The sequence below is a fragment of the Lacticaseibacillus sp. 53-4 genome, assembly GCF_016861805.1.
Classification (GTDB): domain Bacteria; phylum Bacillota; class Bacilli; order Lactobacillales; family Lactobacillaceae; genus Lacticaseibacillus.
This window is the reverse complement of the sequence record NZ_BOLT01000015.1, coordinates 26,341-46,913: the sequence shown is the minus strand read 5'-3', so window position 1 is coordinate 46,913 and position 20,573 is coordinate 26,341. Positions and strand designations below refer to the sequence as shown.

Sequence of the window (20,573 nt, the reverse complement as noted above, 5' to 3'; positions counted from 1 at the left end):
AAAAGTCGACGAAAAAAGCGGGTCGCCCCGCTTACTGGACCTCGTCTAAGTTGTTGGCCTTGCTGAAGTCAATGTAGATGGCCTTGGGATTGTCCTTAGCGATCAGGATGTAGCCGTGGCCCAGAAAATCCTTGTTGCCGCTGTAATCCAGCGGGAACTCTTGGGCCGGCGCCAGGTTGCCCTGGATCAGCATCGCGTAGATTTCCGAGTCGGTTGCGTCATCGGAAAATGCGAACGCGACCGGCGCCGTCACCAGCTGGTCGGCCTTGTGCATCAGCGCGATCACATCAAAGAGCTGATCGGTGACTTCCTGCGGGAACACCTCGGCAACGGCCGGGCTGACATGCCTGCGTTTATTTGATTCGTACATGTTGCACCTCCAATACTTTGGGTATCATACCATATCGGCGCCGGCCGCAAAACCGGCCAGGTCGTTGTACGTCCCAGCAAGGGCCGCTGCGACCGCTTGCCACACCGGCCAGAGCCGGCGATACGTCGCCGCCGCGGCGCCGGGCTGATAGCGGCCCGCCGCCTGCACCATGCCGGCAACTTCATCGAGGTCGCTCAGCCAGGTCAGCCTGGTCATGCCGAGCACTGCCGCGCCCAGCGCCGAGCTTTGCACGCTTTGGGGCACGACGACCGGGCAATCGAACACATCGGCCAGCATCTGCCGCCAGGCCAGGCTTTTGGCAAACCCGCCGGCGGCATGCAGCACTGGCGCGGTCCCGACCAGCGGTGCCATCAGGGCAAAGGCCGCCTTGAGGTTGAACAGGATTCCTTCCATCACCGCCCGCAGCATGTCGGCCTCGGTGTGCTGACGCGTCAGCCCGACAAAACTGCCGCGGGCGTTGGCGTCCCACAGCGGCGCGCGCTCGCCGCCCAGATACGGCAGAAAAATCAGCCCATGGGCCCCGGCCGGCGCCGTGAGCGCCAAGGTAATGGCCGCTTCAACCGTCGCGTCTGGCCCCAGCAGCGTGTGCGCCGCCCATTGCAGCACAATGCCGCCGTTGTTGACCGGGCCGCCAACGACCCAGCGACCAGGCGCCAGGTAGTACGTGAACAGTTTGCCGGAAGGCGCGACAGTCGGTGAATCGATCACCGTGCGCACCGCCCCAGAGGTCCCGATGGTCACCGCCGTGGCGCCTGGGGCCAGTGCGTTCACCCCGATGTTGGCCAGGGTGCCATCAGAGGCGCCGATAATACCCGGCGTCGCCTGCGGCAGCCCAAGCGCCTGGGCACTGGCAGCGGTCAGTTCAGGCAGCAGCGTGTCCGTGTCGCACAGCCTTGGCAGCTGAGCAGCCGTGATGCCGGCCAAGCTCAGGGCCTGCTCGTCCCAGGTCAGCTTTTTCATGTTGAACAGGCCGGTGGCGTTGGCCAGCGAGTAATCGGCCACCCACTGCCCGTACAGCTGGTGCAGCACCCAGCTTTTGATGCCGCCAAAATAACGCGCCTGCGCCATCAACCCTGGCTGGTTTTGGCGCAGCTGCATCAGCTTGGCCAGCGGCGTCATCGGGTGCAGCGGGACCCCGGTGCGGGCAACCAGGGCATCCGCGTCTGGCCGCGCCTTGAGCTGAGCGGCCGCCTGCGCCGCGCGGAGGTCCGCCCAGGTGATCACCTGACTCAGCGGCTGAAACTGGGCGTCGAGCGCCAGCAGGCTGTGCATCGCCGCGGAAAAACTGAGCCCGGCCACACTGCCGGCCGGCAAGCCCGCGGCCACATCCTTGAGGCCGCCTTGCACCGCCGCCAAAATGGCCTGTGGCTTCAGCTCCGCCGCGCCTGGTTCCGGTTGCAGCAGCGGATACGTCCGGCTCGCCTGCGCCACGCTGCGGCCAGCCGCATCAAAGGCAACCACCTTGGTGGCGGTGGTGCCGATATCAACGCCGATGACCACTTCCATGTCAGTGCCTCCTGTGCTTACGCGGCGCCATCGGCCGGCCATCAAGGGCGGCGAGCACCTGCGTGTCGTGAAAACTGAGCTCAAAGTCAAACACAGCGCCCCACTCAGTGAGTGCCTCAGTGGTGGTGGCGGGCAGCCACGGCCAAACGCCTGACTGCAGCAGCCAGCGAATCACGACCTGCTGCGGCGTTTTACCATAGCGCTCGGCCATGCGGCGCAGCGGCCGCAGCAGTGACAAGTCGCCTTTCCCAAATGGCAAGTCACTGGCCACCTTTAGTCCCGCCGCCTTGGCCGCTTTAACTGCTTCACGCTGCTGCTGGGTCACGCCAAGCGGCAGGACCACCAGTGCGGCGTCCGAGGCTAACTCGCCGCTGAGCGCCTGTGCTTGGGCTTGGCCCGTCGCGACTGCCTGTGTCGCCGCCTGCCGGCTCGCGTCATCGCCGCCGGCCACGATCAGGGCAACCGGTGCCGCCAGGGCCAGCTGCTCACCCGCTGCCAGGCGCACGGTCACAAAACTCGCGTCAGCCGGCAAGCCGGATTGTGCGATTGCAGCCTGGACCGCCGGCAAGTTCGCCTGGTTGCAAATCAGGTGCCGAAAACCGGCTTTTAGGGCCGCTTCGGCCAGATTCTCAGGCGCTTGGTCGACCACCACCCCCACCTCGGGCATGGCGACGGCGTCAGTCAGCGCCACTGTATCGCTTAATTTTGTCAAATGACTCACGGTTCGTCTCTCCTTATTCTCGTCTGCTTTCAGCGTACCACACGCCGCACGTTTTTCAGGCAAAAAACGGCAGCCAATAAACATGGCGCAATGATGAGAAAACCATTGACCTTTTCTCATTATCGGGGTAATCTTTGGTCAATCAGTCGAGATGAGTAACTTGATGCGCGCGTCCAGAGAGCCGGCGCTGGTGGAAGCCGGTCGCGCAGGGCAAGTGAAGCATGGTCTCGAACACGTTGCCGCGGTGAGCTTAGGCAAGCTGCGACCGGGTCCGCCCGTTAGCGCGCAGCCGTCTCGCTTTGCGGTACGGCGTAAGCGCCTTTTGGTGACAAAAGGCGAAATTCGGGTGGTACCACGCCAAGGCGTCCCGCAGAACTTTCTGCGAGGCGCCTTTTTGCGTGGACTGCCCACACTTTGGAGGCATTCTATGACAAAATTAGCGACGCAATTAATTCAAGGCACCAACGGCACTGACGACCAGCACACCGGTGCGATTGTCCCGCCGCTTTACTTCTCCACCGCGTACCGGCACCCCGGCCTCGGCCAGTCGACCGGCTACGACTACGCGCGCTTGGCCACACCGACGCGGGCCCTGGTTGAGCAGCAGCTGGCAGCGATTGAGCGCGGCCATTCGGCGCTGGCCGTCTCCTCCGGCATGGCCGCCATTGACCTGGTCTTTTCGACCTTCACGCAAACCGGCGACCACTTCCTGGCCTCCGACGACCTGTACGGCGGCTCGTTTCGCTATTTTGACGTGCGCAAGGCCAAGTACCAAATCGACTACGACACCTGGAACGGCCAGACCGTGCCCGACCTGCTTGCCAAAATCAAGCCGAACACCCGCCTGATCTGGCTGGAAACGCCGTCGAATCCCACCATGAAAATTATTGACATCAAGGCCGTTGCCTCTGCCGTGCACGAGAAGCGCCCCGACATCCTCGTCGTCGTGGACAATACCTTCCTCACGCCAGTGTACCAGCAGCCGCTGACTGAAGGCGCGGATCTAGTGGTGCACTCGGCCACCAAGTATCTCTCCGGGCACAACGATTTGCTGGCCGGCGCCGTGATCACCTCGACGGCCGCACAGGAAACCGCCTTGCGCGACCAGCTCACCACCACCGGCCAGACCCTTGACCCGTTCGACGCGTGGCTGCTCATCCGCTCGCTGAAAACCCTGAACGTGCGGATGAAGGCCCACACCGCCAATGCTCAGGCACTGGCGAAGGTGCTGAAAAATGACGCCGCAGTTTCGCGCGTGCTGTACGCCGGCGTCGGCGGCATGATCAGCTTTTACCTGGCAAAAGGCTACGACGTCAACGCGTTTTTGCAGCACCTGAAGGTCTGTTCGTTTGCCGAAAGCCTCGGCGCCGTGGAAACGCTGGTCACCATCCCCGATGTGCAGACCCACCACGACATGCCGGTGGCCCAGCGCCGCGCCCTGGGCATCACGCCGAACCTGATCCGCGTGTCGGTGGGGCTGGAAGACGTCGACGATTTAAGCGCGGACCTGCGCCAGGCGCTGGCCAGCGCCAAGGAGGCTTAGCATGAAAGACGCCACCAAGATCATTAAAGTCACCACCGTCGCCGATCCGGCAAGCGGCGCCGTTAACGTTCCGATCCAGCTCAGCTCGACCTTCAATCAGCCGGATTTTGACCAGTTTGGCGAATTCGACTACTCGCGCTCCGGCAACCCCACCCGCAAGGCCGGCGAGGCCGCCGTCGCCGCGCTGGAAGGCGGCGCGCACGGCTTTCTGTTCGCCTCCGGCATGGCCGCGATCGGCAGTGTGCTGCAGATTTTTTCCCAAGGCGACCACCTGCTGGTCTCCAAGTTTGTGTACGGCGGGACGTTTCGGCTCCTGGAGGACGTGCTGAGCCGCTTCGGCATCACCCACACGTTCGTCGACCCCACCGACCTTTCCGCCATTGAAGCCGCGATTCAGCCCAACACCAAGGCCATTTACATCGAGACCCCGTCCAACCCGGTGCTGAAGGTCACCGATATCGCCGCCGTCGCTCAGCTGGCCAAGGCGCATGGTCTGCTTACCATCGCCGACAACACCTTCATGTCCCCTTTGCTGCAAAAGCCGCTGGCCCTGGGCGCTGACATTGTGGTCCACTCGGCGACCAAATTCTTGGCTGGCCACTCCGACATCATCGCTGGCGCCGCCGTCACCAACGACCAGGCCCTGGCCGATCGCATTTACTTCATGCAAAACGCGTTTGGCGCCACGCTGGGTGTCACCGATAACTGGCTTTTGCTGCGCGGGATCAAGACCCTGGACGTGCGCATGCAGCGCTCAAGTGCCAGCGCCAAGGCGCTAGCCACCTGGCTGGCCAAGCAGCCGGCAGTAACGCGGGTGTGCTACCCCGGCCTGCCTACCGATCCGGGTTACCCCATCCAGCAAAAGCAGGCCCTTAGCGGCGGCGCGGTGCTGAGCTTTGACGTCGGCAGCGAGGCCAACGCCCGTATCGTCGCGGAAACCTGCCAGCTGCCTGAGTTCTCCGTGTCGCTTGGCGGCGCGGAAAGTATTTTGTCTTACCCGCCGAAGATGAGTCACGCCGAAATGAGTCCCGAAGAGCGGGCCAAAACCGGCATCACACCGGGCCTGTTGCGTTACTCGGTGGGGCTGGAAGATCCAAGCGACCTGATCGCCGACTTGGCGCAGGCCCTCGCCAAGTGCAAGTAAGCTTTTTCCGCCACGCAAAAACGCGACCCTTTCGCCTGTAGCGAAAAGGGTCGCGTTTTGATTTTGCCGAGAAGCTTAAGTTACTTCGCCGCCAGCTTTGCGGCCACGTCCTTGACCACGACCATGTCAGTTGGCCACGGGGTGTTGACGCCGCGGACTTTCTGGTACGGGTCCGCGCCCTTGGCCGCAACGATCACGACATCGTCTGGGCCGCTTTCTTTGATGGCCGCTTCAATTGCTTCGTGGCGATCCAGCACGGTGTGCACGGTGACCTTCTCGTGGTCGATACCGGCATCGATTTCGGCACAAATCTTGGCCGGATCTTCAAAGCCCGGATCGTCGGTGGTCAGGTACGCGGTGGTCGCATACTCGCTGAGCACCTTGGCAAACCCTGGCCGGCGCGAAACGCCCTTGTCGCCCGGGGCGCCGAGGACCACGTGCATGCGCGGATCATGGTACTCGGCCTTCAGAAAGTGCAGCAGCGCCTTCATGCCGCCGTAGTTGTGCGCGTAATCCACGTACACCACGCCGTGCCCGGGCACTTCGATGTGCTCCATGCGGCCGGGGATCGTGACATTTTCGATGCCAGGGATCGCCTTGGCGCCATCAACCCCGGCCAGGCCGGCGCCGATGATGGCGGCCGTGGCGTTGCTTTCATTGAAGTCACCAATCAGCTTCAGCGTGTACTTGCCCGACACATTGAGCGCCGCGGCCTTGTCGGTCACCGGCACCAGCTGAAACTGGCTCCGCGTCGTGCTCAGCGCCTTGCTGTCGAAGCGAAAATCGATGCGAATGTCATCGCGCTTGGGCTTGAAGTCGGCACTGGCAAACAGGTAAATCGAATCAGGATACGTGGTCGTGGTGGCCGCCGCGTACACCTCATCAAAATGCTCGGTTTCGGCATTGATCACGACCTGGCGCGAGTTCACCAGCAGCTGCAGCTTGTTGTGCAGGTAGTTGGCAAAGTTCGGGTGTTCGTTGGGGCCGATGTGATCCGGCGTGATGTTGAGGAAAAAGCCCACGTCGTAGCTCAGCCCAAACACGCGGTTGCGCAGGTAGGCCTGGCTGGACACCTCCATCACCAGGTGAGTCATGCCGTTGTCGACGGCCGCGCGCATGTTGCGGAACAGGTCGACGGATTCCGGGGTGGTCAGATCGGACTTGAAGCGTTGATCGGGATTGGGGCCCACGATGGTGTCAATAGTCGAAAACAGGGCCACGTGCTTGGGGTGTGCCTGCTCCAAAATACCGCGGGCAAAGTACGCCGAGGTGGTCTTGCCCTTGGTGCCGGTGAAGGCGACCACAAACAGGTCGTCCTGCGGAAAATCGTAAAACGCCGCGGCCAGGATCGCCATCGCCTTGGTGATGTTGACCACGATCAGCGCGTTCATCCCGTTGCCTTCAACGTAAGGTTTTTCCGCGACATAGGTCGTCGCGCCGTTGTCCTTGGCCATCGACAGGTAAACCGGCCGGAAATGCGTGCCCTTGCAGAAGAACAGCGTCGGGCCGGAGACCTTGCGAGAATCGTACGCGATGCCGGACATGTCCGTGTCCAGGTCGCTTTGAACCGCGCTGCTTTTCAGCAGGTGGTGCTCCTTTAAGAGCAAGATGCATGCGTGCAATGAAAGTGCCATGTTTAGACTCCTCTGTGTTTGTTCACGAGCAATTATAGCATAGGCTCAGGCCAGCTTGACGACGGTGACCTGGTAGGCGCCGCTCGGGGCGTTCACCGTCACGGTGTCGCCCACCTTGCGGCCGTTTAACGCGCGGCCCAGCGGCGAGTTGATGGCCAAGTTGCCCGGCTTCATCGCCGCCTCATGCGGCCCGACCAGGCGGAACGTGGTCACGTCCTCGTCATCGTCGAAGCGCAGCGTCACGCTTTTCCCCAAATCGGCGATCGGCTTGGGATCCGCGGACACGACCTGGCCGTAGCGGATGACCTTGTCTAAGTACCGCAGCCGCCCTTCCAGGTGGTGCAGCTCATACTTTGCCGCACTGTACTCGGCGTTTTCCGACAAGTCGCCCAAAGCGCGGGCCTCGGCCAGCGCCTTGATTTTGTGCGGCCGCTCGGCCTGAAGCAACACCTTTTCCGCCTTGAGCGTTTTCATTCCGTCTTCTGTAATCTTGTGATACTGAACCATGAATATGCCTCCCAACTAGGCGTTGATTGGCGTCGTCGTTAAAACAAATGACTGAAAAATTCTCCGATACCCCGAAACAGCAGCGTGAAGAAGTTGGCCTTTTCGACCTTAGTGGCCGTGACCAGCTTGGTTTGATTACCGGCTGCGTTTCCTAGGTAACTCAGCTTCTCGTCTTTGGCGTCAACAGTCAGCTGCCCGACCGTGGTGTCTTTTTTGACCGGGGCTTCCGCCTGCTTGGCAAAGCCCTTGGCCGGTGTGTAGTGGTAAGTCAGGTCCTTGGCAGAGGCGCTGGTCGGCACCAGCACCGAGACGTTTTCGGCGGCTTCAAGCGCCACCTTGGTCTGCTTCCCCTTGTTGACCGCCAGGTGCTTATGGCCGGTGACGGTCTGCCCCTTGACGGTCGCAGTCAGCGGCTGCCAATCGGCAAACACGGCGCGCATCAGCTTGGCCGTTTGGTCAAAGCGCCGCGTCTGGGCGGTGCCGCCGGCGTTCAGGACCACGGTGATGACCCGAAACCCGTTCTTTTTGGCCGTCCCGGTGAAGCAGTTCCCCGCCAGGTCAGTGGTCCCAGTTTTCAGCCCGTCAACCGGCAGGTCCTTTTGCGCGGAAACCAGGCCCTTCAGCATCCAGTCGTAGTTATCCATCTTGGTGGCGTCGCTGGTGCCGGGACGGAAAGTCATGCTCGTAATTTTCGTGGTGTCCAGGATCTCCGGGTAGTCGTTCAGCAGGTGTTTGGCCACGATCGCCATGTCCTTGGCCGACATTTCATTTTCCGCATCAGCCGGCGTGCCCGGCACCCGGTCCGTTTTCAGCTCCGAATTGTTCAGCCCGGTCACGTTGACGATCTTGGCGTCGTTAATGCCCCAGCCGTTGAGCAGGCTGGTCATCTTCGTCACAAACGCTTCCTGCGAGCCCGCCACCGCGTTGGCCAGCAGCATCATCGCGTCGTTGGCCGAGTAAATCACGCTGGCCTGGTAAAGCTCCTTGATCGTGTACTTGTTTTCAGGCTCCAGCGGCACCCCGGACAGGCTCGTGTCCTTGGCCAGAGTGTAAATCGCGTTGTCCGGTGAGATGGTGTCGGTCCACTTCAGCTTGCCGTCGTGAATCGCCTGCAGCACCAGGTACAGCGAGATCATCTTGGTCATCGACGCGATTGGCAGCACCTGGTCGGCGTTTTTCTGGTACAGGATCTGGCCGGATTCGGCGTCCACGGCGAGGGCCGCTTTTGCGTCAACGTCAACGTTAGTCGCTGCCGCCACACTGGTTGGGGCCGCCGCGGCCCACACAGAAAGACTTGCGACCAAAACGACTAGGCCGCGCCAAAGTTTTTTCATTGTTAAACTCCTCATTATTCGTTTTTGATTTTCTGGTCAGGCTTGAGCGTCTGCCCCAAGGTGCGCGGCAGGTGAATCACAAAACTGGTCAGCTCAGGCGTCGAGTCGGCGTAAATGTAGCCACCATGCAAGGTGACGATGCTTTGCGCGATCGCCAGGCCCAGCCCGGTGCCGCCAGTTTCCTGGTTGCGCGAGCCCTCGACCCGGTAGAAGCGGTCGAACAGCTTGCTGAGTGAATCGTTGGGAATTTGCTCCCCGTCGTTTTGCACCTTGATCACCACTTCAGAGCCCACGGCCTCGGCCGTCAGGAAAATGTGGTGGGCGCCTTTGCCGTACTTCAAGGCGTTGGCGATCAGGTTGTTGAAGACTCGGCCGAGCTTTTCGGTGTCAGCTTCCATCATCAGCGGATTCGGACGGCCGGACACCACAAAGCGCAGGTGGTGCTTTTGCCCTTCCAGCTCGAAACTGGCGGCCAGCTGTTCCAGCATCGCCAGCATGTCGAACTTCACTGGGTTCAGCGGCGTGGTGGTCTGGCGGACCTTCGTGTACTCAAACAGGTCCTCGACCAGCACCTTCATCTGCTTGGCCTTTAGGTACGCGGTGTGCGTGTACTTGACCAGCTCCTCATCGCTCTTGTACTGCTTGTCCTCGATCAGCCCAAGGTAGCCGATGATCGAGGTCAGCGGCGTGCGAATGTCGTGGGACACGTTGGTGATCAGCTCGTCCTTGCTGCTTTCGATCCGCCGTTCTTCTTCCATCGAGTTAACGGTAGAGTCGACCAGCGCGTTGATCGAGTTGATCACCTTTTGCAGGTCGGTGCTGACACTGAACTGAATGCGGTGATCCAGGTGACCATCGGCGATGTAATGCAGTTCGCGGATGACGTGGCGCATCTGGATCTGGCGATAACGGCGAATCAGGCGCCAGTACACGACAATCACATCGAGCACCGCCATGGCAACCATGAAGACGCTGCGCCAGGACCACAGGTGCTGCTTGTCCTGGCCGAACGTCAGCACGTTTTTGACGCTCCAAATCGAATCCTGCAGCTGCTGGCTGAGATCCACCAGCTCCTTGAGCAGGACGAACAGGGCAAAGTTGAGCATCAAAAGCAGCACGACGGTGACGACCCCTTCAGACCAGAGCTCGGATTTTTCCTTGCCGGTCAGGCGGACTTTTTCTCCCATGCTTAGGCCTCGACTTTGTAGCCGACACCCCAGACGGTTTCGATCACCTTTTCGCCGCCGGTGGCCTCTTCGATCTTGTCACGCAGGTGCGACACATGGACCATGACGGTTTTGGCCGACACGATCGACTCCTGCTGCCAGACCCGCTCGAAAATCTCATCGGCGGAAAAGACCCGGTTGGGGTGACTGGCCAGCAGGTACAAAATACCGAACTCAAGCGCCGTCAACTGGATCTGCTTACCGGTCAGTGTGGTAACTTCGTGGCTGTCCTTCATGATGGTGAGCGGCCCGACCTCGAGCTTATCCGGCTCGGTGTTGGTAACGTTGTTGGTGGAGCGGCGCAGCAGGCTCTTGACGCGCGCCATCACTTCCAGCGGATTGAACGGCTTGGTGACGTAATCGTCGGCGCCGGTAATCAGTCCCTGGATCTTATCCATATCGCCGGTCTTGGCTGACACGATGATGATGGGGATCTGCGAATCCTTGCGCACCTGCTTGACCACATCGATGCCGGACATGTTCGGCATCATGATGTCGAGGATCATCAGCGCGATGTCGGGATTCGTGGCCAGCTTCGTGATGGCCTCTTTGCCGCTGTATGCTTCAATTGGTTCGTAATGTTCATTTTTGACGTAAATGCTGAGGAGTTCAACAATTTCCTTGTCGTCATCCACAATGAGAATTTTCATGTTTAGGGCTCCTTTTAAATAAGGCTGCGAAGGCGGGCGGTTTTAGCCCGACAGCTAGCCTAGACACAGGCATTGCCGCTGCTTTTGGCGGCGAGGCCTGTGGCGTAGCTAGATGCTCGGGCGTTGCCCGCCGGAGCGCGACTAGGATAAGCTTGTGAAGCGGGGCGGTTTTAGTCCGAGCGCGACTAAGGCTGCAAAGGCGCATCTTCACCGCCGCTAAATGGACACGACTGACCGACTCCCATTTGCAGAAAAGTCTTCAGTCCGCCTTCATTGTACCAAAAGGACTGCAAGCCTGCTTACGCCTTTGGCCAGGAGCTGGAAATTCTTAAGGAAGTGGCCGCAAAAAGCCCCGGTGCAAGCGGGCTGCTTGCATCGGGGCCGAAAAGCGGTCGAATCAGTTTATTCAACCGAGTAATTAGGCGCTTCCTTGGTGATCTGAACATCATGCGGGTGACTTTCGCGCAGACCCGCGCCGGAGATTTGGATGAACTGGGCGTTATCCTGCAGGTCGGTCACTGTCTTGGCGCCGACGTAGCCCATGCCTGAGCGCAGGCCGCCGTCCATCTGATAAATCACATCGGCTAGACTGCCCTTGTAGGCAACACGGCCTTCGATGCCTTCCGGAACCAGCTTCTTGGCTTCGTTGACACCGCTTTGGAAGTAGCGGTCCTTGCTGCCGTGCGCCTGCTCCATTGCCCCGAGCGAGCCCATGCCGCGGTAGGTCTTGAACCGGCGACCCTGATAAATTTCCATGTCGCCAGGCGCTTCGTCGGTCCCGGCCAGCATGGACCCCAGCATGACGGCGGTGCCGCCAGCGGCCAGGGCCTTGACGATGTCACCAGAATACTTGATCCCGCCATCGGCGATGATGGCCTTGCCGCGCTTGCGCGCCTCGGTAGCCGAGTCATAAACGGCGGTCAGCTGCGGCACGCCGACACCGGCGACGATACGGGTGGTGCAGATGGAGCCAGGGCCGATGCCGACCTTGACCACGTCAACACCAGCGTCGTAAAGGGCTGCGGTGCCTTCTGCGGTGGCCACATTGCCGGCGATCAGCGTCGCGTTCGGGAAGTGGGCGCGGATCTCCTTGACCTTGCGCAGTACGCCGGCGGAATGACCGTGGGCCGTGTCGATGACGATGGCATCAGCGCCGGCATCCAGCAGCGCCTGGGCGCGCTCAAAGGTATCAGAGGTGACGCCGACCGCAGCGGCCACGAGCAGGCGGCCATGATCATCCTTGGCGGCAGCCGGGAACTCGACGACCTTTTCGATGTCCTTGATGGTAATCAAACCGGACAGGCGGCCGTCTTCGTCAACCAACGGCAGCTTTTCGATCTTGTGAGCCTGGAGAATCTGCTCAGCCTCCTGCAGCGAAGTGCCGGTTGGGGCCGTGATCAGGCCTTCCTTGGTCATCACGGAACCGATCGCGACGCTGTGATCGGTGACATAGCGCAGGTCGCGGTTGGTGATGATGCCGGTCAGCTTGCGGGAATCCTTGGAATCGACAATCGGTACGCCAGAGATACGGTACTTTTTCATCAGTGCATTAGCCGCTGAAACCGGGTCATTGGCCGTCAGGAAAAACGGGTTGATGATGACGCCGTTTTCGGAGCGCTTCACCGTCAGGACCTCGTCGGCCTGCTGGGCGATGCTCATGTTCTTGTGAATGACCCCGAGGCCACCCTGGCGCGCCATGGCGATGGCCATCGCGGAAGTGGTGACCGTATCCATGCCGGCGGACAGAATCGGAATGTTTAACTTCAGGTTCGGTGCGAGCTGCACTTTCAAATCAACATCTTGCGGCAAAACGTGACTTTCTGCAGGGATCAACAGCACATCGTCAAACGTAAATCCTTTACGCGCGAACTTCGTGTCCCAATTACTCAAGTGAGAGCCCTCTTTCGTTTTTTGTTGTTGACCAGCATAGCACTGGGAACCGTACAGCGTCAATGGAGACGCAAAAAACCGCGCTGAGCCTTGCCCCAGCGCGGTTTGTAAATGAAAAATATCTCATTTTTCAAGAGCCAGCTCCGAATGATTCGGCTCAATTACCCCAAGTTAAAATAGATCGTTCGTTATATTCAAGATTTATGTGACCCAAGGTAGCCAAAAGTTCGGCTTATTGGGCCATCAACCCACGCAGGTGGTAGCGTCGCTTGAGCAGGTAGTGAATACCGTACGTGACCACGGCCACGACCAGGTAAACCGGCCACTGCATTGGCGAGGTGATCGGCGACTTGATCATGCCGACCGCCCCAGCGGCCCAAGAGCCCACCAGGATGACCATGACCATCATCACCATGACCTGCCAGGTCTTGCGCCGGTCCGCCTTTTTCTTGGTGCTCCACTCATTGTAGTAGGCAAAGGCAAAGCCGGCGACGGCGGCCATCAGCAGCAGCGACAGCAGCCCGTTGCCGCTGGCGACTTGCGGCTTGTTGCGGTTGAAGTAGCCCATGACCCCGTACACTAAACCGAACATGCTGGAAAACAGGAACATCAAGTCCAGCCCGTTCAGCCAAAATGGCACCTTCTTGCGTTTCTTCGGTCGGTGGATCAGGCTGTTCGCCTTTTCCGTGACCGGGCCGTAAAGCTGAGTGGCCGGCTTACCTTGGTGCTGGGCCGTGATAATTTCCGGCAACATTTCCTGCAGCACGGTTTTTTGGCGCTCTTCCGACCACTGGTGATCGGTCAGGATCCGGCGCAGTTTGAACACGTACTCGTCATTTTTCTTCGAGAGCTTGCCCAGCAAGGCGTCGACGTCAACGACTTCCTCCACTGCTTCGGCTTCTTTGACTGGTTTTTCCGTCACAATTGTTCCCCCTAAACGTTGAACCGGAACTCGATGATGTCCCCGTCCTGCACTTCGTATTCCTTGCCTTCAGAGCGGTAACGGCCGGCTTCCTTGACCGCCTGCACCGAGCCGTACTTATCGAGGTCGGCAAAACTCATCGTCTCGGCCCGAATGAAGCCGCGCTCGAAGTCGGAGTGAATGATCCCGGCCACTTGCGGCGCCTTCATGCCCTTCTTGAAGGTCCAAGCGCGCGTTTCCGGCCCGCCGGCGGTGAAGAAGGTCGCCAGCCCCAGCAAGTGGTAACTGGCCTTGATCAGCTTGTCCAGCCCGGATTCTGACACCCCTTCGGCCTCCAGAAAATCGGCCTTGTCTGAGTCGTCCAGCTCGGCAATTTCCTCTTCGGTGCGGGCAGAGACCGCGATCACTTCCGCGTTCTCCTTGGCGGCCTCAGCCTTGATCTGCTGAACGTACGGCGACGCATCGGGATCGGCCATATCGGCCTCCGCGATGTTCGCGACATACAGGACGGGCTTGTCGGTCAGCAGGAACAGCCCGTGGACGATTTTTTGCTCGTCCTCGGTGAACGTCAAAGAGCGAACCGGCTTGCCGGCTTCCAGCACCGGCTTGATCTTTTCCAGCACGGCGAACTCCGCCTTGCCTTCCTTGTCGCCGCTTTTGGCGACTTTCTGGACCTTGGTGTAGCGCTTGTCAACGGAATCGAGATCGGCGATGGCCAGCTCTAAGTTGATCGTCTCCATGTCGTCCAGCGGGTCGACCTTACCGGTGACGCTGGTGATTTCGTCGTCGTCGAACGCGCGGACCACGTGCACGATGGCGTCGACCTGGCGAATGTTCTCCAGGAACTTGTTGCCCAGGCCTTCACCCTTGGACGCGCCCTTAACGATGCCGGCGATGTCCGTGAACTCAAAGGTCGTGTGGATGATTTTCTTGGCCGGGATCAGCTCGTCGATGCGGGCCAGGCGGCTGTCCGGCACTTCGACCATGCCGACGTTGGGGTCGATGGTCGCAAAGGGGTAGTTCGCCATTTCGGCGCCCGCCTTTGTGATCGCGTTAAACAATGTGGACTTACCGACGTTGGGCAAGCCGACGATACCTGCTGTTAATGCCATTGCGTTACTCACTTTCCTTTTCGCTGTTTGCTTTTACCAGGATCTTCTTCATTTTATGATCGAAATCATGACGGCTCATCATGACGATGTGCCCGCACCCGGTGCATTTGATCTTGATGTCCATACCGACACGAATGATCTCCCAGTCGTTGGTGCCGCAGGCGTGCGGCTTTTTCATCAGCACGCGATCGTGCAGCTCATACATCCGGATTCCCCCTTGCTGATTAATTCAGGTCAACGTTGAACAGATCCAGCAGGCGGGTGAGGTCGTCTTGGGTTTCAAAGTCGATCTCAATTTTACCCTTGCCCTGCTTGCTTTGGGCGATGTTGACCTTGGTACCGAAGCGATCCTGCAGCTGGTGCTCGCTTTCGCGTAAAAATGGCGACTTGGGCGCAGGCTTCTTGGCGGGCTTTGCGCCCTCGTTCATCTGGTTGATCAGGCGCTCCAGCTGGCGGACGGTCAGGTTGTCCTGCACCGTCTTTTTGGCCAGCGGCACCAGGCGCTTCTTGTCCTTGAGCGACAGGAGCGTGCGGGCCTGGCCCATTGACAGCTTTTTCTCGTTCAGCAGCTTCTTGACCGCGTCCGGCAGGGTCAACAGGCGCAGGTAGTTGGCGATGTATGGCCGACTCTTACCGAGGCGCTTGGAGACTTCCGCCTGGGTCAGGCTGAGCTTCTTGATCAGTGTATCATAAGCCTGCGCCTCATCGAGCGGGGTGAGGTCCTCGCGCTGCAGATTCTCCAGCACCGCGATTTCCATCATTTCTGGATCGTCAAAGGTCCGAATGATCGCCGGAATGGTCTTCTTGCCGGCAAGCTTGGACGCACGGAACCGCCGCTCGCCGGTGATGATCTCGTAACCGGAGACGCTTTTGCGCACGATAATGGGCTGAAACACCCCGGTTTGCTTGATCGACGCGGCCAGCTCGCTTAAGGCCGCCTGGTCGAACGACTTGCGCGGCTGGTACGGGTTCGGGCGAATGTCCTTGAGGGGCAGTTCGTCCACATTGTTCACCGTCAGATCTGGGCTTTCGAAGTCCTTGAAAATGGCATCGATGCCTCGCCCTAAGCCTTTGTTGTTTTTATTCACCATGGGCCGCTAGCACCTCCTTAGTCAACGCTTCGTATACTTCTGCGCCTTTGCTCTTCGGATCGTAATCAATGATTGGCAGGCCGTAGCTCGGCGCCTCTGCCAGACGGGTGATGCGCGGAATGACCACATCGTACACCTTGTCGCCGAAGTACTTGCGCACCTCTTCGATCACCTGCGCGCCCAAGTTAGTGCGGGCGTCGTACATCGTGAGCAGCACGCCTTCGATACTCAGCGTCGGGTTAAAGTGCTTTTGCACCAAACGCACCGTGTTGAGCAGCTGGCTCAACCCCTCCAGCGCGTAGTACTCACTTTGGACCGGAATCAGAATCGAGTTGGCCGCGGTGAATGCGTTGATCGACAGCTGGCCCAAAGACGGTGGGCAATCGATCAGCACGTAGTCGTACTGGTCGAGCACCGGCTGCAGGCCCAGCTTGAGCCGCATTTCGCGCGCCATCTGGTTGGTCAGCTCGATTTCCGCGCCGGCCAGTTGAATGGTGGCGGGCACGATCGAGAGGTTCTGGTGTTTGGTTTTCATGATGGCCGACTGAATCGGCTCTTCCGAAACCAGCACATCGTAGATATCCTTTTCGACTTCGGCCTTTGGCACGCCAACGCCGGACGTGGCATTGCCCTGGGCGTCAGCGTCAACAATGAGGACGCGTTTACCGGCACTGGCCAGACAGGCCCCCAAATTGATGGTCGTCGTGGTTTTCCCGACGCCGCCTTTTTGGTTCGCGATTGCGATTACATGTGCTGCCATCTTGCCCTCCTACTTCTTTCCCTTGGGAATCTCGATGATGAAGCGGTAGGCCGCAGCGGTCTCCTCTTCCTTCACCTGCGGGGTCAGCCCGGCGTCTTCGATCAGCTTGACCGACTGTTTCAAGGTGTTGACCGCCATGCGCGCGTCCTTGGTGATCGGCTTGCGGCGCCGGCGCGGCTTCTTGGCCTTGCCTTGGTCCTTCGCCGCGGTCGTCGACTTGACCTGCTCGACGGCGGCATCGGCGGGTTTCACGCCCAGCGTTTCATCGACCAGCTGGGCGGTTTCCTTCACGGTCAGGTGATTGGCCAAAATCTCGTGCAGCAGCAGCTGCTGGTGGTAATCATCCACTTTCAGCAGCTCGCGGCCGTGGCGCTCGGACAGCTGGCCGTTCATGATCGCATCTTGGACCGAATCGGACAGCTTCAGCAGGCGCAGCTTATTGGCGACAAACGACTGGCTCTTGCCCAGCTGCTTGGCCAGGTCCTGTTGCGTCATCGCGTTCAGCTTCATGAGGTCGGTGTACGCCTCGGCCTCTTCGATTGGGGACAGGCCCTCGCGCTGCAGATTTTCAATCAGCGCCATCGCTGCCGATTCCTCATCGCTCATTTTCTGAACAATGGCCGGTGCCTTCTCAAAATGCAGCGACTGCATCGCGCGAAAGCGGCGCTCGCCGGCGATGATCTCGTAGTGGTCAGACTCGTACTCGCGCACCACAATCGGCTGAAGCAGCCCGTGTTCGGAAATCGTGTCCGCCAGTTCTTTGATGGCGTCCGGACTGAACACCTTGCGGGGCTGGAAGCGGTTGGGCACGATGGCAGATAACGGCAGCTCTTGCACGACCGTGTTATTGCTTTGCGGTTTTTTCTTACCAAAAAAGAGTGCCAATGGCTAACCTCCTAACGGTTGCTTACTGGGGGTTCCCGGTTTGCGCGGGAACCGGCCCGGGGTGGTGCTGACTTTGTCGACAACAATCAGGGTGCGCGGATCGCCGGTTTTCGGCAGGCTGAGGGTTTTCACTTGATTGAGCTTGCCGCCCAGCTCCCCGAACGCGGTTTTGGCATGGGTGATTTCTTCCTCGCCCTTGCTGCCCTTCAGCGCGACAAACTGGCCGCCCGGCCGCACCAGCGGCAGGCACAGCTCAGCTAGCACGTTCAGCGGCGCCACGGCGCGGGCAACCACCACATCATAGGCCTCACGGTGCGCACTGCGCTTGCCGCCGAACGTCTCGGCCCGGTCGTGGTAAAGGTGGACGCTGCTGAGGCCCAGCGTCTGAACCAGCGCTTCGAGAAATGCGATCCGCTTGTTGAGCGAATCAACGATCGTCACGTCCAGCTGCGGCGCCATGATCTTGACCGGCAGGGACGGAAAACCTGCCCCGGCCCCGACGTCACACACCGTCAGGGGTTCGGTCAACAACTGCGGCGCAGCGGCCAAAAGCGTCAGGGAATCATAAAAGTGCTTGAGGTAGACTGCCGGCTGCTCGGTGATCGCCGTCAGGTTCACGTGTTCGTTGGCTGCCACCAATTCCTGGTAGTAGCGCGCGAATTGTGCCAGCTGTGCGGCGGTAGGCGCAGTCCCCAGTGCCGCCACCGCGGCCTTAAACTCGGCTTCATCCATTAGTCTGCCTCCCTTCTCTGCCCGGGTTTAGCCCCGCACAGTGTGAAACTTTTTACTGGTTTCACGACACCCTCTAGTTTAACTTAATCGGCCGCCAGTCACAACCTGACATCCGGGCCGAAAAACACTGCCCACCGCGATTGGCCGCGTTTTCGCCGCCGCCTTGGTGCTTTTGCTTTACGGCTTCGTGTGCTAAAATTGTGCGCAAGTAGAACGAGAAAGGAAGCGCGCTATGGCAGAGCCAATTCGCATCGCTTACTTATATGAAGACCTGATGAACACGTACGGGGACAGCGGCGACGTCAAGATCCTGCGCTACTGGCTGGGCCAGGAAGGCTACTCGGTCGTTGTGGACAACGTCAGCTTGGGCACCCCGTTTAACGCGGCGGACTATGATTTTGTCTTCTTCGGCGGCGGCCAGGACTACGAGCAAACCGTTGTGGCCAAGGACCTGCCCCGCTTCAAGGACACGCTGACCACTTACATTGAGGCGGGCAAACCGATGCTGGCCATCTGCGGCGGCTACCAGCTGCTCGGCGCCTACTACAAGACCTCAGACGGTACCACCATCAAGGGCCTCGGCATCCTGCCGCTGCACACCGTGTTCAAGGCGGACGCGCGCATGATCGGCGACACCGAGTTTGAAACCGAATACGGCACAGTCAAGGCGTTCGAGAATCACAGCGGCCGCACGTACTTTGACGACAAGGACAAGCTGCACCCACTGGGCAAAATGATTCAAGGCTACGGCAACAACCCAGATGACGGCGTGGAAGGCATGCGCTACAAAAACACGTTTGGCAGCTACGCCCACGGCCCGATCCTGCGCAACGCAAACATCGCCAAGGCCATCGCCAAGCTCATTGTCAAAAGCCACCTGGACCGCGTGGGTCAGCCCACCGCCTAAGTACGCAAAAGCACCCCACCAAGTCATCAGGCTTGGTGGGGTGCTTTTCGGTTAAAGCTTAATCTTCTTCGATCACGGTGCCGGCGTTGGGGCCAGCATCGAGCTTGATGATGCGGTCAACGGAAATCACCACTGCGGCAATTGCGGCCGGCAGGTGCTTGCTTTGCGCAAAGGCCTGCGCGTCGTCAAAAATCTTGCCATCCTTGTGAATTTCAACGGTGCCCTCAAAGCGGAAGCCCTTGAGCTTGCTGCGGTCGACTGAAGCCACCGCGGCCTTGCCGTTGTTTTGCAGGTTGTGCCAAGCGTGACGCCCGGTTTCCTCGTTGTAGATCAGGTGATGGTCATCAAAGACCCGCATGGTGCCTTTCGGGCCGACTTGCGGATTCCCATTTTCATCCGCCGTGGCTAAAAAGTTGAGTTGTGAGCCGATCATGTCTTTCATTTCTTGTGTCAATGTCGCCATGAGATCAGATCCTTTCGCTTACTTTTTGTTACCAGAACAGTATACCACACCAGCGGGCTAACGGCGCCGCGGCCACCAAAAACTAATCAGCAGCGCCAATAGGCCACCCATCACCAAACCCACCAGGCCAACGAGAAACGGGTTGGGTGCCAGCGGCCGCAGCAGCCACCATTCGACAACTGCCAGGGTCGTCAAACCGGCGACCAGCCCAAGTGAGGCCCATAGTCTGCGCCGCATCACAGCCGTGCCAAGATTGTATAGCGGGTCGGCTTCTCCTTGCCGGCATTCGGATCCGTGTCGGCGCCTTCGTAAAACACATCAAAGCGGCCCTGACCGTCCTTGGCCACGATCAGCCCCTTAGTCGAGGCGTGGTCCACCTTAAAAATCTCCGCCGACCGCCGTGCGGCCTGGAAATCGTAGTCGCTGGCGATGGCGTCACCGGGATTGAAGAAAATGGTTTCTTCTGCCATATTGCTCACTCCTTTGCGTGTGCCTGCACGTCCTTGACCTTCGCGATAATGGCCTTCACGAACGCCGCGAACGCCGGCATGTCAGACTTTTCGGCGCCTTGCTCGATCTTGACCGGGGCCGCCCCGACCACGGCGCCAGCTTGCTCAAACGCGGCGTCAAACAGGTCAGGCGCGGTGTTGTAATCCTTGCCGTACCACGGGTCGCCGGTGCCAGCCACGCCGACGACGACTGGCTTGCTGAGATCCACCTGCGGAATGTCTTCATAGAAGTCATTGACTGGCGGCGGCACAATGCCGCCCAGCCAGGTGTAGGTGGAAATGATCACGGCGTCGTAATTGGCCATCACCGCGGCGTCGGTTTGCTGCATCTGACCCACCGTGACCGTTGCCCCTTCGCATTCAAAGAACAGCTGCAAAATCCGGGCCATCCCTTTGGCGTTACCCGTCACGGATTCGTACAAGATCAAAATCGTCATCGCGCTCACCTCTGCCTCCAGTATACCCTGTCAGGCGGGAGAGGGAAAAGGGTTTCAGGCTACAGGCTGCGAAGGCGAGCGGGTTTAGCGGGATGGGTAGCCTAGCTCAGTGCATTGAAGCCGTACTTTGGCTTCGAGGCACTGAGCGTAGCTAACCACTCCCGCGTTGCTCGCCTGAGCGCACCTACGCAAAAAGCCGCCGAGTCTCC

23 protein-coding genes are annotated in these 20,573 nt (G+C 59.7%); 3 read left to right on the top strand and 20 right to left on the bottom strand.

Annotated elements, in window-relative coordinates:
* Positions 1-31: 31 nt before the first annotated feature.
* Genes JUF21_RS07375 through JUF21_RS07365 form a run of 3 tightly spaced genes read right to left on the bottom strand, consistent with a single transcriptional unit; the run spans position 32 to position 2,618 of the window.
* Positions 32-370, bottom strand: coding sequence for a hypothetical protein (locus JUF21_RS07375; RefSeq protein ID WP_203624143.1), 339 nt, complete (start codon positions 368-370; stop codon positions 32-34).
* A gap of 24 nt (positions 371-394) precedes the next feature.
* Positions 395-1,897, bottom strand: coding sequence for a gluconokinase (locus JUF21_RS07370; RefSeq protein WP_203624142.1), 1,503 nt, complete (start codon positions 1,895-1,897; stop codon positions 395-397).
* A 1-nt stretch (position 1,898) separates the two neighbouring features.
* Complete coding sequence (locus JUF21_RS07365; protein ID WP_203624141.1) at positions 1,899-2,618, bottom strand: aldo/keto reductase; 720 nt, start codon at positions 2,616-2,618, stop codon at positions 1,899-1,901.
* A gap of 427 nt (positions 2,619-3,045) precedes the next feature.
* On the opposite strand from JUF21_RS07365, the gene JUF21_RS07360 reads away from it, so the two are divergent.
* Together JUF21_RS07360 and JUF21_RS07355 are read left to right on the top strand one after the other, a co-directional pair.
* A complete protein-coding gene (locus JUF21_RS07360) occupies positions 3,046-4,161 on the top strand; it encodes a PLP-dependent aspartate aminotransferase family protein (protein WP_203624140.1) in 1,116 nt (371 codons plus the stop codon).
* A 1-nt stretch (position 4,162) separates the two neighbouring features.
* The gene (locus JUF21_RS07355; protein WP_203663726.1) at positions 4,163-5,305 is read left to right on the top strand and encodes a PLP-dependent aspartate aminotransferase family protein; all 1,143 of its coding nucleotides are present in this window, start codon (positions 4,163-4,165) and stop codon (positions 5,303-5,305) included.
* An 80-nt stretch (positions 5,306-5,385) separates the two neighbouring features.
* Here JUF21_RS07355 and JUF21_RS07350 read toward each other — a convergent pair whose 3' ends face one another.
* The 13 genes from JUF21_RS07350 to rsmG form a co-directional block, all read right to left on the bottom strand.
* A complete protein-coding gene (locus JUF21_RS07350; protein ID WP_203624138.1) occupies positions 5,386-6,939 on the bottom strand; it encodes a UDP-N-acetylmuramoyl-L-alanyl-D-glutamate--2,6-diaminopimelate ligase in 1,554 nt (517 codons plus the stop codon).
* 45 nt (positions 6,940-6,984) lie between these two features.
* Positions 6,985-7,446: a transcription elongation factor GreA gene (gene greA / locus JUF21_RS07345; protein ID WP_203663724.1), complete on the bottom strand. Its 462-nt coding sequence runs from the start codon at positions 7,444-7,446 to the stop codon at positions 6,985-6,987.
* A gap of 38 nt (positions 7,447-7,484) precedes the next feature.
* The gene (locus tag JUF21_RS07340) at positions 7,485-8,780 is read right to left on the bottom strand and encodes a D-alanyl-D-alanine carboxypeptidase family protein (RefSeq protein ID WP_203624136.1); all 1,296 of its coding nucleotides are present in this window, start codon (positions 8,778-8,780) and stop codon (positions 7,485-7,487) included.
* 14 nt (positions 8,781-8,794) lie between these two features.
* Positions 8,795-9,967 carry a cell wall metabolism sensor histidine kinase WalK gene (locus tag JUF21_RS07335; protein ID WP_203663722.1) on the bottom strand — a complete coding sequence of 391 codons (1,173 nt, stop codon included), beginning with the start codon at positions 9,965-9,967 and terminating at the stop codon, positions 8,795-8,797.
* A gap of 2 nt (positions 9,968-9,969) precedes the next feature.
* Complete coding sequence (locus JUF21_RS07330) at positions 9,970-10,656, bottom strand: response regulator transcription factor (RefSeq protein ID WP_125754975.1); 687 nt, start codon at positions 10,654-10,656, stop codon at positions 9,970-9,972.
* A 402-nt stretch (positions 10,657-11,058) separates the two neighbouring features.
* Complete coding sequence (gene guaB, locus JUF21_RS07325; RefSeq protein ID WP_203624134.1) at positions 11,059-12,546, bottom strand: IMP dehydrogenase; 1,488 nt, start codon at positions 12,544-12,546, stop codon at positions 11,059-11,061.
* Positions 12,547-12,778: 232 nt separating this feature from the next.
* Complete coding sequence (locus JUF21_RS07320) at positions 12,779-13,468, bottom strand: DUF1129 domain-containing protein (protein ID WP_164506140.1); 690 nt, start codon at positions 13,466-13,468, stop codon at positions 12,779-12,781.
* Positions 13,469-13,479: 11 nt separating this feature from the next.
* Positions 13,480-14,580, bottom strand: a complete 1,101-nt coding sequence (gene ychF, locus JUF21_RS07315) for a redox-regulated ATPase YchF (protein WP_203624133.1) — start codon at positions 14,578-14,580, stop codon at positions 13,480-13,482.
* A 4-nt stretch (positions 14,581-14,584) separates the two neighbouring features.
* The gene (locus JUF21_RS07310; protein ID WP_125585323.1) at positions 14,585-14,785 is read right to left on the bottom strand and encodes a DUF951 domain-containing protein; all 201 of its coding nucleotides are present in this window, start codon (positions 14,783-14,785) and stop codon (positions 14,585-14,587) included.
* Between the two features lie 19 nt (positions 14,786-14,804).
* Positions 14,805-15,671, bottom strand: coding sequence for a ParB/RepB/Spo0J family partition protein (locus tag JUF21_RS07305; protein ID WP_125754971.1), 867 nt, complete (start codon positions 15,669-15,671; stop codon positions 14,805-14,807).
* Positions 15,661-16,431: a ParA family protein gene (locus tag JUF21_RS07300; RefSeq protein ID WP_203624132.1), complete on the bottom strand. Its 771-nt coding sequence runs from the start codon at positions 16,429-16,431 to the stop codon at positions 15,661-15,663. Before JUF21_RS07300 ends, JUF21_RS07305 begins: the two co-directional genes overlap by 11 nt.
* Before the next feature lie 9 nt (positions 16,432-16,440).
* The gene (gene noc, locus JUF21_RS07295) at positions 16,441-17,316 is read right to left on the bottom strand and encodes a nucleoid occlusion protein (RefSeq protein WP_203624131.1); all 876 of its coding nucleotides are present in this window, start codon (positions 17,314-17,316) and stop codon (positions 16,441-16,443) included.
* A gap of 3 nt (positions 17,317-17,319) precedes the next feature.
* Positions 17,320-18,048 carry a 16S rRNA (guanine(527)-N(7))-methyltransferase RsmG gene (gene rsmG / locus JUF21_RS07290; protein ID WP_203624130.1) on the bottom strand — a complete coding sequence of 243 codons (729 nt, stop codon included), beginning with the start codon at positions 18,046-18,048 and terminating at the stop codon, positions 17,320-17,322.
* Between the two features lie 232 nt (positions 18,049-18,280).
* Between rsmG and JUF21_RS07285 the strand changes: the two genes are divergently transcribed.
* A complete protein-coding gene (locus JUF21_RS07285; RefSeq protein ID WP_203624129.1) occupies positions 18,281-18,955 on the top strand; it encodes a type 1 glutamine amidotransferase in 675 nt (224 codons plus the stop codon).
* Between the two features lie 58 nt (positions 18,956-19,013).
* Here JUF21_RS07285 and JUF21_RS07280 read toward each other — a convergent pair whose 3' ends face one another.
* The 4 genes from JUF21_RS07280 to JUF21_RS07265 are packed head-to-tail and all read right to left on the bottom strand — an operon-like array spanning position 19,014 to position 20,364.
* Positions 19,014-19,418, bottom strand: coding sequence for a pyridoxamine 5'-phosphate oxidase family protein (locus JUF21_RS07280; RefSeq protein WP_125754966.1), 405 nt, complete (start codon positions 19,416-19,418; stop codon positions 19,014-19,016).
* A gap of 57 nt (positions 19,419-19,475) precedes the next feature.
* A complete protein-coding gene (locus tag JUF21_RS07275) occupies positions 19,476-19,655 on the bottom strand; it encodes a hypothetical protein (protein WP_203624128.1) in 180 nt (59 codons plus the stop codon).
* Positions 19,655-19,888, bottom strand: coding sequence for a hypothetical protein (locus tag JUF21_RS07270; protein WP_125754964.1), 234 nt, complete (start codon positions 19,886-19,888; stop codon positions 19,655-19,657). The genes JUF21_RS07275 and JUF21_RS07270 overlap by 1 nt, the downstream gene beginning before the upstream one ends.
* Positions 19,889-19,893: 5 nt before the next feature.
* The gene (locus JUF21_RS07265) at positions 19,894-20,364 is read right to left on the bottom strand and encodes a flavodoxin domain-containing protein (RefSeq protein WP_203624127.1); all 471 of its coding nucleotides are present in this window, start codon (positions 20,362-20,364) and stop codon (positions 19,894-19,896) included.
* Between the last annotated feature and the right edge of the window lie 209 nt (positions 20,365-20,573).

What these genes read in the sequence shown, in the direction of transcription:
- JUF21_RS07310 (WP_125585323.1), bottom strand. Translation starts at nt 14,785, where the DNA reads ATGTATGAGCTGCACGATCGCGTGCTGATGAAAAAGCCGCACGCCTGC.
- JUF21_RS07355 (WP_203663726.1), top strand. Translation starts at nt 4,163, where the DNA reads ATGAAAGACGCCACCAAGATCATTAAAGTCACCACCGTCGCCGATCCG.
- JUF21_RS07305 (WP_125754971.1), bottom strand. Translation starts at nt 15,671, where the DNA reads ATGGTGAATAAAAACAACAAAGGCTTAGGGCGAGGCATCGATGCCATT.
- JUF21_RS07335 (WP_203663722.1), bottom strand. Translation starts at nt 9,967, where the DNA reads ATGGGAGAAAAAGTCCGCCTGACCGGCAAGGAAAAATCCGAGCTCTGG.
- JUF21_RS07360 (WP_203624140.1), top strand. Translation starts at nt 3,046, where the DNA reads ATGACAAAATTAGCGACGCAATTAATTCAAGGCACCAACGGCACTGAC.
- JUF21_RS07265 (WP_203624127.1), bottom strand. Translation starts at nt 20,364, where the DNA reads ATGACGATTTTGATCTTGTACGAATCCGTGACGGGTAACGCCAAAGGG.
- JUF21_RS07370 (WP_203624142.1), bottom strand. Translation starts at nt 1,897, where the DNA reads ATGGAAGTGGTCATCGGCGTTGATATCGGCACCACCGCCACCAAGGTG.
- JUF21_RS07280 (WP_125754966.1), bottom strand. Translation starts at nt 19,418, where the DNA reads ATGGCGACATTGACACAAGAAATGAAAGACATGATCGGCTCACAACTC.
- JUF21_RS07340 (WP_203624136.1), bottom strand. Translation starts at nt 8,780, where the DNA reads ATGAAAAAACTTTGGCGCGGCCTAGTCGTTTTGGTCGCAAGTCTTTCT.
- JUF21_RS07350 (WP_203624138.1), bottom strand. Translation starts at nt 6,939, where the DNA reads ATGGCACTTTCATTGCACGCATGCATCTTGCTCTTAAAGGAGCACCAC.
- JUF21_RS07375 (WP_203624143.1), bottom strand. Translation starts at nt 370, where the DNA reads ATGTACGAATCAAATAAACGCAGGCATGTCAGCCCGGCCGTTGCCGAG.
- JUF21_RS07270 (WP_125754964.1), bottom strand. Translation starts at nt 19,888, where the DNA reads ATGGCAGAAGAAACCATTTTCTTCAATCCCGGTGACGCCATCGCCAGC.
- rsmG (WP_203624130.1), bottom strand. Translation starts at nt 18,048, where the DNA reads ATGGATGAAGCCGAGTTTAAGGCCGCGGTGGCGGCACTGGGGACTGCG.
- greA (WP_203663724.1), bottom strand. Translation starts at nt 7,446, where the DNA reads ATGGTTCAGTATCACAAGATTACAGAAGACGGAATGAAAACGCTCAAG.
- JUF21_RS07275 (WP_203624128.1), bottom strand. Translation starts at nt 19,655, where the DNA reads ATGCGGCGCAGACTATGGGCCTCACTTGGGCTGGTCGCCGGTTTGACG.
- JUF21_RS07330 (WP_125754975.1), bottom strand. Translation starts at nt 10,656, where the DNA reads ATGAAAATTCTCATTGTGGATGACGACAAGGAAATTGTTGAACTCCTC.
- JUF21_RS07285 (WP_203624129.1), top strand. Translation starts at nt 18,281, where the DNA reads ATGGCAGAGCCAATTCGCATCGCTTACTTATATGAAGACCTGATGAAC.
- ychF (WP_203624133.1), bottom strand. Translation starts at nt 14,580, where the DNA reads ATGGCATTAACAGCAGGTATCGTCGGCTTGCCCAACGTCGGTAAGTCC.
- JUF21_RS07300 (WP_203624132.1), bottom strand. Translation starts at nt 16,431, where the DNA reads ATGGCAGCACATGTAATCGCAATCGCGAACCAAAAAGGCGGCGTCGGG.